Genomic DNA, 16,928 nt, shown 5'->3' on the forward strand with positions numbered 1-16,928 from the left:
ATTCTGTCATCCTTCCGCTTTTAACTCTAAAATTAAATCACGCAGCTCGGCCGCACGTTCGAAATTGAGAGCTTTGGCTGCGTCCTTCATTTCTTTTTCCATATTGGCGATCACTTCTTCGCGCTCCTTCTTCGACAGCTTTTTCAAGCCTTCCGCCGGAGAATAGGATTCCTGCTCTTCGGCCGCGATGGTAGCGCGAATAACATCGCGGATTTCCTTCTGGATGGTTTGCGGTGTGATGCCGTGCTTTTCATTATGCTCTTCCTGGATGGCACGGCGGCGTTTGGTTTCGGCAATCGCCATCTCCATTGAATTGGTCATCCGGTCGGCGTACATGATGACATGGCCGTTCGCATTCCGCGCCGCCCGGCCAATCGTCTGGATCAGCGAGCGTTCGGAGCGGAGGAAGCCCTCTTTGTCGGCATCCAAAATCGTAACAAGGGAAACCTCAGGAATATCAAGGCCCTCCCTCAGAAGGTTGATGCCAACAAGGACGTCATATTTGCCAAGCCGCAGCTCGCGGATGATTTCAATCCGTTCCAGCGTTTTGACTTCCGAGTGCAAATACTGGATCTTAATGCCAATCTCTTTTAAATAGTCGGTCAGGTCCTCTGACATTTTCTTCGTCAGCGTGGTCACCAGTACACGCTCGTTTCGCTTGATGCGGTCCTGGATTTCGCCAATGAGGTCATCAATCTGCCCCTCGATCGGACGGACATCAATCGTTGGGTCAAGCAGCCCGGTTGGACGGATGATCTGCTCAATCATTTTTGGCGTATGTTCAATCTCATAAGGGCCAGGCGTTGCCGATACATAAATGGCCGAATTGATGTGCTTTTCAAATTCATCGAAAGTCAGCGGCCTGTTGTCCATTGCTGAAGGCAGGCGGAAGCCATGCTCGACGAGGACGTTCTTCCGCGCCTGGTCACCATTATACATTCCCCTGATTTGCGGAAGCGTAACATGCGACTCGTCGATGACGAGCAGAAAATCTTCCGGGAAATAGTCAAGCAGCGTATAAGGCGTGGAGCCCGGCGGCCGGAGTGTCAGATGGCGGGAATAGTTCTCGATCCCCGAGCAGAAGCCCATCTCCCTCATCATTTCGAGGTCGTAGCGTGTCCGCTGTTCAAGGCGCTGCGCTTCAAGCAGCTTATCATTGGCCCGAAGTTCCTCAAGCCGTTCCTCCAGCTCTTTTTCAATGTTTTCAATCGCCACTCTCATCTTCTCTTCGCGCGTCACGAAGTGGGATGCCGGGAAGATTGCCACATGGTCGCGCTCACCGATGATTTCACCGGTAAGGGCATCCACCTCGCGGATGCGGTCAATTTCATCTCCGAAAAACTCAATCCGCATGCAATGCTCATCCCGTGAGACTGGAAAGATCTCGACTACATCGCCACGTACCCTGAAGGTACCGCGCTTAAAGTCGATATCATTCCGTTCGTACTGGACATCGACAAGGCGGTGCAGAAGCTTGTTCCGCTCGATCTCCATGCCTGTCCTCAAGGATACGACCATATCCCGGTATTCCTCTGGCGAACCGAGGCCGTAGATGCAGCTGACACTGGCGATGATGATGACATCCTTCCGCTCAAACAAGGAGGATGTGGCCGAGTGGCGCAGCTTATCGATTTCATCATTGATGCTGGCATCCTTTTCAATGAAGGTGTCCGTTTGCGGCACGTAGGCTTCCGGCTGGTAGTAATCGTAATAACTGACAAAATACTCTACCGCATTGTTCGGGAAAAATTCCTTGAACTCGCTGTAGAGCTGCCCTGCCAGTGTTTTATTATGGGCAATTACCAATGTCGGCTTGTTTATTTCTTTGATTACGTTGGAAACAGTGAAGGTCTTGCCGGTTCCCGTTGCTCCAAGCAGCGTCTGATGCCGCTTGTTTTCCTTTACCCCCTGGACCAGCTGCCTGATCGCTTCGGGCTGGTCTCCCTGCGGGGAATATTTTGAGACTAATTCAAACTGGTCCATTACCAAAAAGCCCCCTGTAAAAGTTCGATTTATATCAGTCAGCATGCTGCGATGATGACGGAGGTGAAAATTCCATATCTCCATTCTACCACAAAGCTGCCAAAACAAACCAACAAGAAGCAAACAAGCGTTCTAGTTTTTTCGACATGTTTTAAATAGGGAGGATTTGTTTTCATATAGTCTGGCCAAAATAAAAAGAACCGTGCTGGAATACCAGCACGGTCATGCCTTTTTGCGGTTTCGCTGCACCATTCTGTTTGCGAAGTAGAAACCGGCAGTGAGGGAGAGGGAATCCACCACAATCAGCAGCGTTGTATCCGTATAGCCTTTATAAACAGACGCGGCAATCAAGGCCACTGTCAAAATCAGTCCAAGGTAGTGGTTATAAGCGACCCTTGTAAAAAAAACAACCATCGCTCCCGGAAGCAATAGCGCTACGATATATTTCATGACCAACTGAATACACCTCTCAGGACATCCTGATTGGCAAAAAGAAACACCTGGATGTCTTCGTTCCCTTAAGCATAGCGTTTTTCCTTTTTTCAGACAAGCAGGAATTCCTGGCTGTACGGTTGGTGTTTATATTTTTTCATAGCAGACCGAAGCAGTGACTCCGGCGGTCAGAATGGCAATCGAGGAAAAAAGGAAGCTCTGGGCTCCCAGCGCCTGGTAACCGACCAATACGATAAGGCCGTCCACGAGAAAGATCAGCGTACCCAGGTTCAGGGAAGAAGCCTTTGAAAGGATATACGCCAGCAAATCTGTGCCCCCCGTGCTTGTCTCATAGCGGAGCATTAGCCCAATTCCGCTTCCAATGATAAATCCCCCCAGTATCGAACTCCACCAGATGGGAAGCTGGAATTGATCCTGGAGCGGTGCCAGCCAATCAATAAAAAAGGAAGTGGCAATCAATCCCTGGATGCTGCTGAAAAAATAATTCCTTTCCTTGAAGAAGGCGTAGACGGCAAGCGGAAGGCTGAGAAGGACAACCCACAAACCTGTCTGGAAGTGGAAATAGTAATGAAGAATAAGGGCGATTCCCACTGCCCCTCCGTCCAGCAGGCGGTGGGGAACCAAAAAACCATTGATTCCAGCCCCCACAAGAAAACTTCCAATCAACACAGCAGCCAATCTGATAATCGCCCACCCCACTTCCTGTCTACACCATATTTATGGTCCCTGTCCCGCAAATATGCGTAAAAAGGGGTCAGGCACCCTGCGGTACTGTACAGTACCGCAGGGTGCCTGACCCCTATTAAGCTTTTATTGGTTTTCCTTGTAATATTGCTCGAGGGCGACAATGGCGCTGCCCATCCGCTCCTGGCCGGGAACAACCACTCTTTCCACGCCTGCATCCCGCAGCGCGGCGGCGGTCACCTTGCCAACCGCGACGGCGACCACCTTGCCGGCAAAAGCCTCCAGCAGCTTGTCCAGGAGGCCTTTTTCCTTACCATGAGCAAACAGGAAGCGGACTTGCGGTGTACTTGTAAAATTAACAGCATCGACATCACCGTTGATAATGTCCTGAAGAAGCTGCTCCAACACTTCCGTCTCCGGAGGGATATGATGATAAGGAAGAATTTCCTTGTATTCCGCTCCTACCCCCTCCAGAAACTGTATCAGCTTGGGAGCCGGGTCCCCATGCAGCTGCAGGGCCACCTTTGCATCCCGAAAAGAGTGGGCCTTCATCGACCGCAGCAATCCTGCCATGCTGCCATCATCGTCCCTTACAACCGGGACGATCCCAAGATTCTTCAGCGCCTGAACGGTCTTGTAGCCCCTGGCAGCAATCTTCGCCTGCCGGAGCGCAGCCGCAAAGCCTTCCTGCAGGCCAAGGTTTCCAGCGTGCTTATGTAAGGTTTCTGTTCCAATGCCCGTTGTAAAAATGAACCAATCGTACTTGCCCTCCACCAGTTCCCGAATATCTTCTTCCAGTGAAGAATCATCAAGGAAGACGGTCCCCTGAGCAGGGCGAAGAACCGGGATTCCTCCCAGGTTGGCGATAATCTTGCTGATTTCCTCTGTCTTCCGTGACCCTGCAAGGGCAATTCTTTTCCCCGCTAATCTTTCCAACAGCTTCTCCCTCCTGATCTACCGCATATTCAAAGTCATCCGGGCTTAGGCAAACCACCAGATGTAGGCCGCCACTGCAACCATCGATAAAATGATGACTACTGCGTAAATCATCGTCAAATTGATCGTATTGCGCCTTGCCGCCTCCTGGTATCCTTCATCGCCCTTCCCTACCAGCAAAAAAGTCAGTACAGCTGATACGGCAAGGATGAGGATCACAAGCAGGATTGAAAAACTCATTTCCAGCTTCCCCTTTCATCAAGTGAATATTTTAGTCTCTATTAGCCAGCGACCCTAAAAGCTTAAATGGCAGAGCGCTCTGCTGGCTGAGGACCAATTCATCCTCAAGCCTTCCTTTCTCCTTGTAGACTCCCATTTCATTGTTCAGCTTCTCCATTTTCACATCCAGCTCGGCCGCAGAGGTTGCAGCCTCTTTCAGCTCCTTCAGCAAATGGTCCGGCACCTCCTTATTGTATTTATAAAAGATTTTATGTTCCAGGCTGGCCCAGAAATCCATCGCGATCGTGCGTATTTGGATTTCAACAGGAATCCGTTCCTCCCGATCCGACATGAAAATCGGGATTTCAATAATCAAATGCAGGCTTCGGTAGCCATTTGGCTTGGGCTTTTTTATGTAGTCCTTGCTTTCGACCACCGTGATATCCTTTTGTCCTTTCAGCATATCACAAATTTTATAAATATCGGTTATAAACGAGCAGGTGATCCGGATGCCGGCAATATCCTTGATGTTTTCCTTGATGGATGGCAGTGACAGCTCAAGGTTTTTCCGATATACCTTGTCAAGGATGCTTTCCGGCGTTTTCACCCGGGATTTAACATGTTCAATCGGATTGTAATCGTGAATATACTGAAACTCTTCCTTCAAGATATTTATCTTTGTGTTCATTTCATCCAGTGCGAATTTATACGCCATCATGAACCGGGTTAATTCGGCTTTAAGCGTCCTTAGTTCATTTAAAGTAAAATCACCAATCATGGGTTGACCTCATTCCCTGTAAAAATTGCCTTGCCGCTTTCTCTTCCTATTATATACTTTCTTAAAACCAAAGAATAATGCGAAGAACAGGAGAACGAGGATTCCCAGCACATACTCGTCAATTTCGGCGGATAATAATCCTGCAGGGATAAGTGCCAAGACGAAAAAGTAGAGGAAGTTTCCAAATATCGTGGCAAACAAAAAGTGGTTGAAGGAGACCGAACTCAGCCCCGCCAGAATGTTCACGAGACTGGTAGGGACAAACGGAAAAACCCTCGCCTGAAAAACATAGGCAAATCCTTCCCGCTCAAGTCTGGCGACAAGGTCGGAGTTGAACTTCTCGGTAAGCCAGTTCTGGAAAAGATATTTGACGCTAAGATAAATGACAATCGCCGCGAAGACGCTGGTCAGCCAGCTCCAGATAAAACCATCCACAAAGCCGAACAGGGTGATATTGACCGTAATCACCAGCAGCAGCGGGATGACCGTAAACGCATTTTGGATGACCATGATGAAGAGCATGAACAAATAAGTGTAGCCTTCATTTCCTTTAAGGGAAGAGCGGATGCCGTCAAGATCGCCAGCCAGGAACAGCGAGAACACATCCTTCGTAAAAGCATACAAGAGACTGCCCAAGGCCAAAATCAGCAGCATGAACAAGATTTTCCTATTAAATTTCTTCGTTAATTTTGGCCTATCCATTTTTATTCACCAACCTGTTTCCGTCATAAGGGACATTTTTGCTTCTGTTATAGTACGCACGGGAAGCTGCAAAGTTCCATCCTGGAGGGTATTCCCATGCCAAAGACCCATAAAACCAAGAACGGTTCCCTTATCAGGAACCGTTCTTGGTTTTATAGGAAGCCAGCCAAACTCTTGGCCATTTTTATTATTTTCCTGTTTCCCCAAACGTCTTGATGCGGTCCCCGATTTCATCGCGAACACGCTGAAAGAAGGCCCACTTTTCTTCCTCTGTCCCTTCCGCTTTGGCCGGGTCATCAAATCCCCAGTGTTCACGTTTCACATGGGGAGGAGTCACCGGGCAATGGTCGGCAGCATGTCCGCAAAGAGTGACAACCAAATCGGCATTGTTCAGAATTTCCAGGTCAATCACGTCAGAAGTCTGATTGGAAATATCAATACCCGCTTCCTTCATCGCCTTCACAGCGTTCGGATTCAGTCCATGTGCTTCTAGTCCGGCACTTTTGACTTCCCATTCGTCACCAAGATGGTGCTTTGCCMACCCTTCGGCCATTTGGCTGCGGCAGGAGTTTCCTGTGCAAAGAAAATAAAGTGTTTTTTTCGTCATGATGCATTTCTCCTTTTTCAGAAAAATTTTATGAGATGATTAACAGCCAGACATAGAGACCCGCCAACGTGATGAAGAGGGTCGGAATCGTCAGGACAATCCCTGTTTTAAAATACGTTCCCCATGAAATCTTGACGCCTTTCAAACTCAGCACATGAAGCCAGAGAAGGGTGGCGAGCGATCCGATCGGGGTAATTTTAGGGCCGAGGTCGGACCCGATTACATTGGCGTAGATCAGGGCTTCTCTTATCACGCCGCTTGTATTCGTATCAGCTATCGCAAGGGCGTCAATCATGACGGTCGGCATGTTGTTCATCACCGAAGAAAGGATGGCGGCAATAAAGCCCATTCCAATCGTGGCGGCAAACAGTCCCTGGTCCGCTGCCACCTGAATCACATCGGATAAAACATTGGTCAATCCTGCATTCCTAAGTCCGTATACCACGACATACATGCCGATGGAGAAGAAGACGATATTCCATGGGGCCCCTTTAATGACAGCGGAAGTCTGGACCGCCGGACTTTTCCTCGCCATCATCAGGAAGAAGATGGCGACAATCCCAGCGATGAAGGATACCGGGATCCCAATGAATTCACTGGAAAAGTAGCCCACCAGGAGCACTCCAAGGACGACCCAGGATAACCGGAACATCTTGTGGTCACGAATCGCTTCTTCCGGCTTTTTCAGCTGGGTCATGTTATAGTTCTTCGGAATGCTCTTACGGAAGAACAGATACAGCACCAGAATGCTGGCTGCCAATGAAAAGAAGTTCGGGACAATCATCCTCGAGGCGTACTGTACAAATCCAATTCCGAAGAAGTCCGCCGATACAATGTTCACCAGGTTGCTCACCACCAGTGGAAGCGAGGTGGTGTCCGCAATAAAACCGCTGGCCATGATGAACGGGAAAACCATTTTTTCATTGAAATTCAAATTACGGACCATGGCGAGCACGATAGGCGTAAGAATAAGCGCCGCCCCATCATTGGCAAAAAACGCCGCAACGATGGCTCCCAGTATGGATACGTAGATAAACATCCGCACCCCGTTTCCTTTGGCGGCTCGCGCCATATGGAGGGCCGACCATTCAAAGTAACCAATTTCATCTAAAATCAGCGAGATGATGATGATGGCAACAAAGGCAAGTGTCGCATTCCACACAATGGAGGTTACATCGATCACATCCTGCAAATTTACGACCCCGACCAGCAGGGCCAAAATGGCGCCGCCGCATGCGGACCAGCCAATGGATAACCCTTTAGGCTGCCAGATGACCAGCACCAATGTTAGTAAAAAGATGGCCGAAGCCAATAAAACCTGTGTCATTCTCTATTCCCCCTGTACTTAACAACAAGAAATCCTTAATCCTTGTTCCTCTAATTCTTTTAGCTTATAGTCCTGGTTTGGAAGATGCTGAAGGATGTCCTGGACCATTGGATAATAGCCGCTCTCTTTTTTAAGGGAGTAGAACACCCATTGCCCTTTCCGTTCCTCCCCCACGAGGCCGGCATCCCTTAATTTTCGGACATGCTGGCTGATCGCGGGCTGGCTCATCTTGAAGATTTCCACAAATTCACAGACGCAGCAGTCATGGTTTTCCAGGATCTTAACCATTGTAAGACGTGTTTTATCTCCCAAGAGTTTAAGGATGAAAGCGGCTTTATCCATTTCAATTTTTAATGTTTCCATAAGAACCTCCTGCCTTTCGAAATCAAAATGCATTTCTGTTTCCTTTGTATGAAGTTCTTCGCTCGCCTAATTCACTGTTGTCATTGCATAGTTATTTCCTTAATTTTATCAACGAATACCATTATATAATTATATGCTTATATGTCAATAGACTGACTTATTTACCAAAATTGAAAAAAAACCAGGGATTTATCAGGTTCCCCCAATCAATCCCTGGTTTCTCAGCATCTTTGAAGCATGAAAGCAATTGGATCACACTAATTCAATATACCTCACACTAAACAACTGCGCTGTCCCACTTTTTTTCATCCTGGACAAAAAGGATGCCGAGCTGATGGTGGTCCCCTTCATACAAGGCACGCTGCACAAACCGTACCTGCCCGTTTGTATCCAGTACTTCGAGCTTGCAGTGGGCGGCATTCCGCTGGATGGCTTCGTAAAAGCTGTTTTCATCATTGACGGATGTTCCGTTTACCTTGGTCACCAGTTCCCCTACCTGAAGGCCCATTTTTGCAGCCGGGGATTCAGGAATGACGCCAAGAATCATCACGCCCTGATTTTGCTTGGAAAAGTAGACTGGCAGATTGTCATCCTGCAGCCTCAATCCGAGCACAATGATTTCGCGGCCAAGGACCGCGGCGGCAACAGCCGCAATTGCAGCAAGCGGGTACCAATACCCGGCGATGGCCACACCAAGTGCGAGCACGCCCAGCGCAGTTACACGCCCGCCATGAAGCTGGACCGCTTCCTTTGGGAGCATTCCCCGAATCTCCTGGCTGAAGCCTGCAGCGAATGGCACCAGCAGGAGCGAGTATAGATTGTCTCCAATCCCGAAGACCGGCCACCAGCTCCATATGTGCTGAATGGCATCCCCTGGAACGAGCAGGAAGACCGGAAGCATCCACAGACGGTTTGCTTCATGAACTCCAACCGTCTGTCCCCGTTTGGATTTCACCAGCTTTGGCGATGTGCCTTTGCTGCCGTTTTTCCTGATTAAAATGCCTTCTGCGATAAGTAGCAGCCCCATCAGGACCGCAACCGATGGATATATTTTGTGCTCAAGGCTTGCCACATAAGCGCCTGCGAACGGCAGGTTCCAGTCTTGCCCTGCGATAAAAATCAGGACGAAAAACGCTGAACCTACGGTATAGGCAGGKGAAAGAAAACGAACTTTCATTGTAATGCCCAACAGCAAGGTAAATACCGCAATCAGCCCAACAGCAGCGAGTGGGATGGCCAGACCGGCCCCTAGAGTAAAGACAGACAGCACCAGGCCTATCAGCAATCCGGCGGGGACCAGCTGCCGGATTTCAAAAAAGGCATCCTGAGCGCGGACGTGGAAATTCTTCCGCTCCCGTTTTACCCGCGAAACGCCTAAATAGGCCGCCAAAAAAAATAAATAATAGAACAAAGGGTGAAGGAATAGCTTTCCTGTACCCTTAAGAAGTTCCAACAGTATCTCTGTCACCCATTGTCACCAGCCTTTATGTATAGAATGTCAGTTATATCTATTTTAACAAAACTCCCTGTTAAAACATATTACTAGTTTTGGAAATTACTATAAGCAAAAGAAACAGCCTATCCGGCTGTTCCAAAGGTTTATTTAGCCAGCAGCTTGAGTGCATGCTGCAGTTGGGCGTCATTTTCTTCACGTTTCATTTCCTTTCGCGCTGTTTCTTCGAGGGCCGCCGCCGTCTTCGCGTCAATGATGCCTGTCACCTTCATTCCATTTTTACGCTGGAAGGCCTTTACTGCCATCTCTGTCTGTTCATTGAAATAGCCATCGGTGCGTCCCGGTGCGTACCCGATTCCTTCAAGGATTTCCTGGGCATTCTTGACCTGCTCGCTGTTCATGTCGCGCTTAAGCGGCTCCTCTGCCTGAATCGGGTGGGTTTCGAAAAGCTTCGGCTGCTGGACAGGCAATGTCGGCTGTATGCCGGTTTTATGGATCCAGTTTCCGTCCGGGGTCAGCCATTTGAACAGCGTCAATTTAATGTTGCTGCCATCGCCCATCGGCACCGGCTGCTGGACAGTCCCCTTGCCAAAGGTTTTCTCGCCGACCACTGGGTAGCCTCCCGCTTCCTTTAAGGAGCCTGCAAGGATTTCCGATGCCGAGGCGCTGCCCTTGTTTGTCAGTACCGCGATTGGATAATCTTTTGCCTTCTTTAAAGTCGAGAAATAACGGGTTTTCTCTCCGCTTCGCTGTTCAATTTGATAGAGCGGCTTTTTCTCGGTGACCAGCTCTTTTAAAATTTCCTCGACACTGTCAAGCAGCCCTCCCGGATTTCCGCGGACATCGATAACCAGGCCTGACATCCCTTGATCTTCAAGCGAGCCAAGCTCCTTTTTAAATTCCTTGGCGGTATCCTGGGAAAACGAGGTGATTTCGAGGTGACCAATTTTCTCCCCGTTCAGATTCTTCATATCGCTGTACACCGTAATTTGCGGAATTTCGTCACGGATAATTTTGACTTTGATCGGCTCTTTCAAACCGGAACGCATGATTTCAAGCTCGACCGCCGTTCCTTTTTCTCCCTTGATCCTTAAGGTTGCCTCGTATAGATCAAGACCTTCGACACTTTCACCATCCACTTTCAGGATCTGGTCATTCGGTTTAAGGCCGGCCTTTTCGGCAGGCGAGTCCTTAAACGGCGCGACAATAATGACTTTATTCCCTATCATGCTTACTTCAGCGCCAATTCCTTCAAAAGAAGATTCCAGGGTTTCGTTGAACTGCCTGGCCGTTTCAGCGTCCATATAAACAGAATAAGGATCGCCAAGTTTAGTGAGCATGCCCTGGATGGCCCCTTCCACCAGTTCTTCCTTCTTCACTTCCTCTACATAACTGCTGAGGATGAGACTGTAGGCTTGGCCTACCTTTTCCAGTCCGTCAGCAGCCTGAAATTCCTTGTGGCCAGTATCAAAGCCTGCTTCTGGGCCGCTGCCCCCATTCGCACTGGCCCACTGCATCCCCGCAAATGCTCCGGCTGCTCCCAGCAGCATGGATACCGCCATCAGCAGTGCTATCCATCTACGCTTCATTTTTGTCCTCCTCGCCACACTTTCCTGTCTTTTTACTTGGACTTGTCTTCCATTATATGACACGGCTGGACAGGTTATGAAGGTTTATTTCAATGCGGCGGCAGCAAGGAACTTTTTTAATAGACAGCATTGCGGGACATACTAGTCAAAAGGAGAAAAGGAGGGGTAGAAATGCCCAGAAGAAAAAAGCGCCCGCTTGTGCCTGAGGCTCGCGGAGCTCTTGACCAGTTGAAAGCAGATGTGATGAGGAACCAGGGGKATACTGTGGACAGCAAGGACCCCGACAGTGTGAAGTACGAAGTGGCAAGGGAAAACCATGTGCCATTGCAGCAAGGCTATAATGGCAGGCTGACATCCCACGAGGCGGGAAAAGTAGGCGGCACGATTGGCGGAAGCATGGTGAAGGAAATGATCCGCATGGCCCAGGAGCAGATGAAAAAGCAATGAAAAAAGGGCATGCTCCAGGGCGTGCCCTTTTTTACGGGAACAAATAATGTCCAGGCAGAGGAGCTTGCCCCTGCATAGAATAGTACAAGCACAGCTATTCTTATGGAGGTGGGAAAACTTGAACCTGCTGGATTTTTTAAATGAAAACTATTATATGCTCGTGCCTGCCTTATGGGTTATTGGATATGCCCTGAAACAAACGCCTAAAATTCCCGACTGGAGCATTATCTGGATTCTTCTCGCCGTTTCAATTGCGTTTGGGACATATGCTTTCGGCTTTTCGATAACAGGTGTCATCAATGGCATCATTGCCGCAGGCGTAGCGGTTCTCGGCCACCAAATGTACAAGCAGACAATGGGGGCCAAAAGAAATAGGAACTAGCCAAAATAATAGGGGACTATTTTAATAGATTGCTGGTTTTGACCCTTAAAAATCGGGAATAAAAAAAGAGAGACTTTTGTCTCTCTTTTCTTTATGGCAAATAAGGCATTGGATTCACAGCATTCCCTTTTGAAGCTGTCCAAGGACCTTTATGAAGTTCAAAATGCAAGTGCTGGCCGTACGACTGGCCTGTGTTGCCCATTGTTCCAATGCGCTGGCCTTTGCTGACAACAGAACCCACGCCAACCGCTCTTGAGCTTAAATGGGCATAAACGGTTGTATAGACTTGTCCATTGATGGAGTGGGAAATATAAATAACATTTCCGTATGAACTTGAGTAATCGGAACGGCTGACTACGCCGCCTGCTGCTGCCACGATAGGCACATTAGGACCCGGCTGGGCAATATCGATCCCAAAATGGTTGCCCAAAGAACGGGACCCGAATCCGGAAGATACACGGCCGGCTGCAGGCCAGGTAAAGGTACTGTTGGAAACAGCAGGTTTCTTAGCTGGAGCCGGTGCTGGTGCTGGCTTAGGAGCCGGAGCACTGGCTGCGGATACTGCGTTATTGCTGCTATTATTGCTCTTGGCAGCTGCAGCTGCTGCTTTTTGCCGTTCTGCTTCAGCTTGACGAGCTGCTTCTGCTCTTCTCGCTTCTTCAGCAGCCCTGATGGCTTCCTGCCTCTTTTCTTCAGCGATGCGCGCTTCCTCGAGCTGGATTGCTTTCTGGATAGCGGCTTCCTGATTGGCAAGGAACTCCGCTTTTACTTCATCTTCTGTTACAGCCGCATGAAACTCTTCTTCTTCTTTCTTCAGAGACTTCATAAGATTGTTCTTTTCGGCGATTTGGCCGTCCAGCTGTTTCTTAAGCTGTTCAAGCTCAGCCTTCATTTTCTCCAGGGATGCAAGCTTAGCTTCAACTTCCTTCTTTTTGGCTTCCAGTTCATCCTTGTCTTTTTGGTGCTGCTCCAAAAGCTCTTTATCAGCATTTGCAATCGTGGCTACTGCACCCATGCGGTCAACAAAATCGCTGAAGCTTTGTGCCCMAAGAAGGACATCGATGTAGCTGACAGCACCGCCGCTCAGCTGCAAGGAACGCGCCCTGTCTTTCAGCAGTTCGTTCCGCTTTTCAATCCGGTCTTCAAGGACAACGATATCCTTTTTCAGCTGTTCAATTTCTTCCTGTGTACGCTTGATTTCAGCATTCTTTTCTTCCAGCTTGTTTTGGACATCTTCCATCGCCATGTCCAGACGCTTTATTTCTGCCTGAACGTCCTGCTGTTCATTTTGAAGATTGCTGATTTTTGATTTCTTTTCATTAATTTCATTATTTATGCCAGAGCGCTCCTGGTTGATGCGCTGCTGTTCGTTTTTCAAATCGTTTAGGCTGTTGGCACTAACATGGTCTGCAAAATTTGGACTGAGCAAAGAGCCCAGACTTAAAGTACTGACTACAGCTAGTGAGAGTATCTGCTTTTTCACTAGATTAATACCCCTCTCAAGTTTTGATAGTTTCGTAACTTCTGTCTCTCTCTGTTTCGTCAAAATGGTAGATTTACTATGTAAGAGAAGGCCCTAGCCCTTCCCTCTTACACTTTCAGGAACTTGCGGACGGACATGAGGCTTCCCCAGATCCCGATTGCCGCCCCCATCAACAACAGGATGGCTGATAGCTGGTAAACAAACGGGTTGAATTCGATCAACTTAATAAAATGGTTGGCGGCCAGCCTTGCCTGAAGGAAATCAAACAAGTAATAATAGGCCGTTGCCAGGATGCCGATTGGAATGATGGCGCCAAATACGCCAAGCCATAGTCCCTCAAGGAAGAATGGCCATCTGATGAACGAGTTGGTCGCACCAACAAGGCGCATGATTTCGATTTCCTTGCGCCGGGCCATGATCGTGATTTTAATCGTATTGGAGATCAGGAACATGGCGGTGAACAAGAGGCCGATGATCAGCACCAAGCCGACATTCCTGCTCACATTTATAAAATTAAACAGTGATTCCACTGTACCTTGTCCGTATTTGACACTGAAAACGAAATTGAAATCTTCAATTTGCTTAGCCACTCTTATCGTATCGGTGGGATTTTTCGTCTTTAAGACGAAGACATCATTTAACGGATTTTCCTGTTCAACTAGCTTCAACGCCTCTCCCTCTTCGCCAAAGCTCGCAATCAGGCTGCTAAGCTCTTCTTCTTTAGGAGAATAGTCAATGCTTTTGACTTCGGCAATGCCGGCGATCTGCTGTTCCAATGACTGTTTGTCCTCTTCATTGGCAGCAGGGTCGATATGGACGCGAATTTCAACATCTTCCTCAATCGAGGTTGCCACACTATTCAAATTCATCATAATGACGAAAAAGACACCGACTAGAAGCAGGGTCACGGTGACCGACGAGATGGACGCTAGCGTCATCCAGCCGTTCCGGCCCAGGCTTTTGAAGCTTTCTCTAAAATGGCGGCGGAAGGTTCTAGCTTTCATAGCCATAACCACCCTTCTGTTCGTCACGGACGATTTTCCCGCTCTCAATGGCAATAACCCGATGCGTCAAGTTGTTGACGATATCCTTGTTATGAGTGGCCATCACCACGGTCGTCCCTCTAAGATTGATTTCCTCAAAAATTTTCATGATTCCCCATGAAGTTTCCGGATCCAGGTTCCCGGTCGGCTCATCAGCAATCACGACTTTCGGCGAGTTGACAATCGAACGGGCAATCGCAACACGCTGCTGCTCCCCGCCGGAAAGCTCAGTCGGAAGCATCCTTGCCTTGTGCTTCAACCCGACCAGTTCGAGGGTTTCCATCACTCGCTTCTTGATTACATTCGGTTGTTCTTCGACCACTTCCATCGCAAAGGCGACATTTTCATAAACGGTAATGGTCTCAAGCAGTTTAAAGTCCTGGAAGACCATGCCGATGTTGCGGCGCAGTAATGGGACTTTGCTATTTTTTAATTTCGAGAGATTAATATCGTTTACGGTAATGGTTCCTTTTGTCGGCTTTTCTTCGCGGTACATCATCTTGATAAAAGTAGATTTACCCGCACCGCTCGGTCCAACCACGTAAACAAATTCTCCCTGATCTATGAAAACATTGATCCCGTTGGCGGCTGTTACGCCGTTCGGGTATGTTTTATATACTTCCTTCATTTCAATCATGTTTGAATCACCTTAGGTTGTTTTTTATCCTCTGGCTAACTTTCGACATTTTTTGTAACAGGAACATTATATCATCTGGATATCGCAAAATAACCCTTAAAAATATTACATTTTGTTTTCAAACCTCTTTTTTTAGCCAATTTCACCCATTTAATTCTATTTTTCTCCTATGCTATAGAGTGCCAGTTGGCTAGAATGCCGCAGAGTCACTGCTCTGTCAATAGGTAGAATGTTCAGTTTTATTTCATTGGTGTTACAAGACGGCAAGGGAATTTAATGTCGAATTTGTTAATTTTTCATTTTGGTTGAGTTTTCACGTAAAAAATGCAGCAAAAAAGCTTGCGGATAACCGCAAGCGTTTTGCTGTCGCATTTATTTTTTCCCTGCAAGCCACTCAGCTACAGCTGTTGCCTCTTCGCCCTTCAGCAATTCTTTTGGCATGGAACCTTGCCCGTTATGGATGATGCCTTCAATTTCTTCTTGTGAATATTTGGAACCAATATTCGCCAATGCCGGGCCAGCTCCGCCCTGCAGATCACCGCCATGACAGCCTGAACATTTTTGCGTATAAAGCTTTTCGGGATCTCCTGCACCTGCGCTGTCGCCGCCTGTTCCGTCGCCCGCTTCATCGCCGCCGCCACCGCAGGCTGCAAGCGCAAGGGAGGCTCCAAATAATAAAGCCAATAATTTCTTGTTCACCTTAACTCCCCCTTAGAAAATTTTACATACGCTTCTATCATATACCAATGTCACACTCTTTTAAAACCTTCCCCCAGCACCTCGGATGCGTCGGTAACAATAATAAAAGCTGCCGGGTCAATGCTTTTCACAACTTGTTTCAATTTTGTGAACTCCGTTTGGTCCACTACACACATCAAAACCGGACGCTCTTCATCGGTATAGCCGCCATATGCTGATAGTTTTGTCATTCCCCGGTCGATTTTATTCAAAATTGCTTCCCTCACTTCTTCCTGGCGCGAAGTGATGACAAGCGTCATCTTGGAACGTCCTATTCCCACCTGGACCATGTCAATTGTCTTGCTGGTCACATACAGCCCGACCAGCGCATAAAGGCCGCGCTCAATATCAAACACAATTGCGGCAGCAAGGACGATCAACCCGTCAATTAACGCCACACAGGCACCGAGAGAGAATCCTGTATATTTATTGATGATTTGCGCAGCCAGATCCGTCCCGCCAGTGGAGGCCTTGCCGCGGAACACAATCCCAAGGCCCAGCCCGACACAGATTCCTCCAAACAGGGAGCCAAGCAGCGGGTCGAGCGTCCACGGCGCCCAATCTTTTGTCAAAAAGACGACAAAAGGAAGAAAGATGGTGCCGACCAGTGTTTTGGCTCCAAATTGCCTGCCCAGCAGGTTGACTCCGGCGATAAACAGCGGAATGTTGAATGACCATTGGACATACGCAGGCTCCCAGCCAAGGACGCTGGCCAGGATGGTGCTAATCCCGCTGACTCCCCCGGAAGCAATCTGGTTTGGCAGCAAAAATTGATTGAAAGCAATGGCCACAATCGCCGAACCAACCAGGACATAAACATATTCAATTAACTTTTCAAGCTTTGGATTCACTACAGCGTTTCTCTGTCTCTTCATATTATTCCCCTTCGTGTTTTTTCCAGCAGTGAGTATAGCATGAGAGCCTTTTGCTGTAAACGCCAGCCATCTGCTGTGGTAAAGGGTGAAAGGTTTTTATTAGTTTTGGAATATGGAGGCGAAAGTATGCGGGAGGGGGAGGAGGATGGATAGGCAAATGGGTGGGGAGGTGTGTCATCGAGACCCTGTTTGATGATTTTCTCGGTTAACAGTCACATTGACGGCTTCT

Annotated in this window: 19 protein-coding genes; 2 read left to right on the forward strand and 17 right to left on the reverse strand. The window is 48.3% G+C overall.

Annotation, left to right across the window (positions count from 1 at the left end):
• Positions 1 to 6: 6 nt before the first annotated feature.
• The 12 genes from uvrB to ADU22_RS01525 all read right to left on the reverse strand — a co-directional run bounded on the left by uvrB (position 7) and on the right by ADU22_RS01525 (position 11,094).
• Positions 7 to 1,983: an excinuclease ABC subunit UvrB gene (uvrB, locus tag ADU22_RS01465; RefSeq protein WP_502688731.1), complete on the reverse strand. Its 1,977-nt coding sequence runs from the start codon at positions 1,981 to 1,983 to the stop codon at positions 7 to 9.
• A gap of 222 nt (positions 1,984 to 2,205) precedes the next feature.
• Positions 2,206 to 2,439, reverse strand: a complete 234-nt coding sequence (locus ADU22_RS01470; RefSeq protein WP_053360567.1) for a CsbA family protein — start codon at positions 2,437 to 2,439, stop codon at positions 2,206 to 2,208.
• A 123-nt stretch (positions 2,440 to 2,562) separates the two neighbouring features.
• A complete protein-coding gene (locus tag ADU22_RS01475) occupies positions 2,563 to 3,135 on the reverse strand; it encodes a YitT family protein (protein WP_156324287.1) in 573 nt (190 codons plus the stop codon).
• Between the two features lie 111 nt (positions 3,136 to 3,246).
• Complete coding sequence (locus ADU22_RS01480; RefSeq protein ID WP_053360568.1) at positions 3,247 to 4,056, reverse strand: uroporphyrinogen-III synthase; 810 nt, start codon at positions 4,054 to 4,056, stop codon at positions 3,247 to 3,249.
• Positions 4,057 to 4,101: 45 nt separating this feature from the next.
• Positions 4,102 to 4,296 (reverse strand): hypothetical protein, encoded by a 195-nt coding sequence (locus ADU22_RS01485; protein WP_053360569.1) that lies wholly within the window; start codon positions 4,294 to 4,296, stop codon positions 4,102 to 4,104.
• Between the two features lie 31 nt (positions 4,297 to 4,327).
• Positions 4,328 to 5,053 carry a GTP pyrophosphokinase gene (locus tag ADU22_RS01490; protein ID WP_053360570.1) on the reverse strand — a complete coding sequence of 242 codons (726 nt, stop codon included), beginning with the start codon at positions 5,051 to 5,053 and terminating at the stop codon, positions 4,328 to 4,330.
• Between the two features lie 9 nt (positions 5,054 to 5,062).
• Positions 5,063 to 5,755, reverse strand: a complete 693-nt coding sequence (locus ADU22_RS01495; protein WP_053360571.1) for a TVP38/TMEM64 family protein — start codon at positions 5,753 to 5,755, stop codon at positions 5,063 to 5,065.
• 187 nt (positions 5,756 to 5,942) lie between these two features.
• Positions 5,943 to 6,362 carry an arsenate reductase (thioredoxin) gene (gene arsC, locus ADU22_RS01505; protein ID WP_053360573.1) on the reverse strand — a complete coding sequence of 140 codons (420 nt, stop codon included), beginning with the start codon at positions 6,360 to 6,362 and terminating at the stop codon, positions 5,943 to 5,945.
• Between the two features lie 28 nt (positions 6,363 to 6,390).
• Positions 6,391 to 7,689, reverse strand: coding sequence for an arsenical efflux pump membrane protein ArsB (locus ADU22_RS01510; RefSeq protein ID WP_053360574.1), 1,299 nt, complete (start codon positions 7,687 to 7,689; stop codon positions 6,391 to 6,393).
• A gap of 18 nt (positions 7,690 to 7,707) precedes the next feature.
• The gene (locus tag ADU22_RS01515; protein ID WP_053364425.1) at positions 7,708 to 8,052 is read right to left on the reverse strand and encodes an ArsR/SmtB family transcription factor; all 345 of its coding nucleotides are present in this window, start codon (positions 8,050 to 8,052) and stop codon (positions 7,708 to 7,710) included.
• Between the two features lie 277 nt (positions 8,053 to 8,329).
• Positions 8,330 to 9,520 (reverse strand): PDZ domain-containing protein, encoded by a 1,191-nt coding sequence (locus ADU22_RS01520; RefSeq protein ID WP_053360575.1) that lies wholly within the window; start codon positions 9,518 to 9,520, stop codon positions 8,330 to 8,332.
• A gap of 131 nt (positions 9,521 to 9,651) precedes the next feature.
• Positions 9,652 to 11,094: a S41 family peptidase gene (locus ADU22_RS01525; RefSeq protein ID WP_053360576.1), complete on the reverse strand. Its 1,443-nt coding sequence runs from the start codon at positions 11,092 to 11,094 to the stop codon at positions 9,652 to 9,654.
• Positions 11,095 to 11,265: 171 nt separating this feature from the next.
• Between ADU22_RS01525 and ADU22_RS01530 the strand changes: the two genes are divergently transcribed.
• Together ADU22_RS01530 and ADU22_RS01535 are read left to right on the forward strand one after the other, a co-directional pair.
• Complete coding sequence (locus ADU22_RS01530; RefSeq protein WP_053360577.1) at positions 11,266 to 11,541, forward strand: alpha/beta-type small acid-soluble spore protein; 276 nt, start codon at positions 11,266 to 11,268, stop codon at positions 11,539 to 11,541.
• A 118-nt stretch (positions 11,542 to 11,659) separates the two neighbouring features.
• Positions 11,660 to 11,923: a phage holin family protein gene (locus ADU22_RS01535; RefSeq protein ID WP_053360578.1), complete on the forward strand. Its 264-nt coding sequence runs from the start codon at positions 11,660 to 11,662 to the stop codon at positions 11,921 to 11,923.
• Between the two features lie 91 nt (positions 11,924 to 12,014).
• Here ADU22_RS01535 and ADU22_RS01540 read toward each other — a convergent pair whose 3' ends face one another.
• The 5 genes from ADU22_RS01540 to ADU22_RS01560 form a co-directional block, all read right to left on the reverse strand.
• A complete protein-coding gene (locus ADU22_RS01540; RefSeq protein ID WP_053360579.1) occupies positions 12,015 to 13,406 on the reverse strand; it encodes a murein hydrolase activator EnvC family protein in 1,392 nt (463 codons plus the stop codon).
• A 107-nt stretch (positions 13,407 to 13,513) separates the two neighbouring features.
• Positions 13,514 to 14,410 (reverse strand): permease-like cell division protein FtsX, encoded by an 897-nt coding sequence (ftsX, locus tag ADU22_RS01545; RefSeq protein WP_053360580.1) that lies wholly within the window; start codon positions 14,408 to 14,410, stop codon positions 13,514 to 13,516.
• On the reverse strand, positions 14,400 to 15,086 hold the full coding sequence (gene ftsE, locus ADU22_RS01550) for a cell division ATP-binding protein FtsE (protein ID WP_053360581.1): 687 nt from the start codon (positions 15,084 to 15,086) through the stop codon (positions 14,400 to 14,402). Before ftsE ends, ftsX begins: the two co-directional genes overlap by 11 nt.
• Before the next feature lie 372 nt (positions 15,087 to 15,458).
• A complete protein-coding gene (gene cccB / locus ADU22_RS01555; RefSeq protein WP_053360582.1) occupies positions 15,459 to 15,785 on the reverse strand; it encodes a cytochrome c551 in 327 nt (108 codons plus the stop codon).
• A gap of 50 nt (positions 15,786 to 15,835) precedes the next feature.
• Complete coding sequence (locus ADU22_RS01560) at positions 15,836 to 16,699, reverse strand: YitT family protein (protein WP_053360583.1); 864 nt, start codon at positions 16,697 to 16,699, stop codon at positions 15,836 to 15,838.
• Positions 16,700 to 16,928 lie beyond the last annotated feature (229 nt).

Source organism: Bacillus sp. FJAT-27251 (genome assembly GCF_001273925.1).
Classification (GTDB): domain Bacteria; phylum Bacillota; class Bacilli; order Bacillales; family Cytobacillaceae; genus Mesobacillus_B.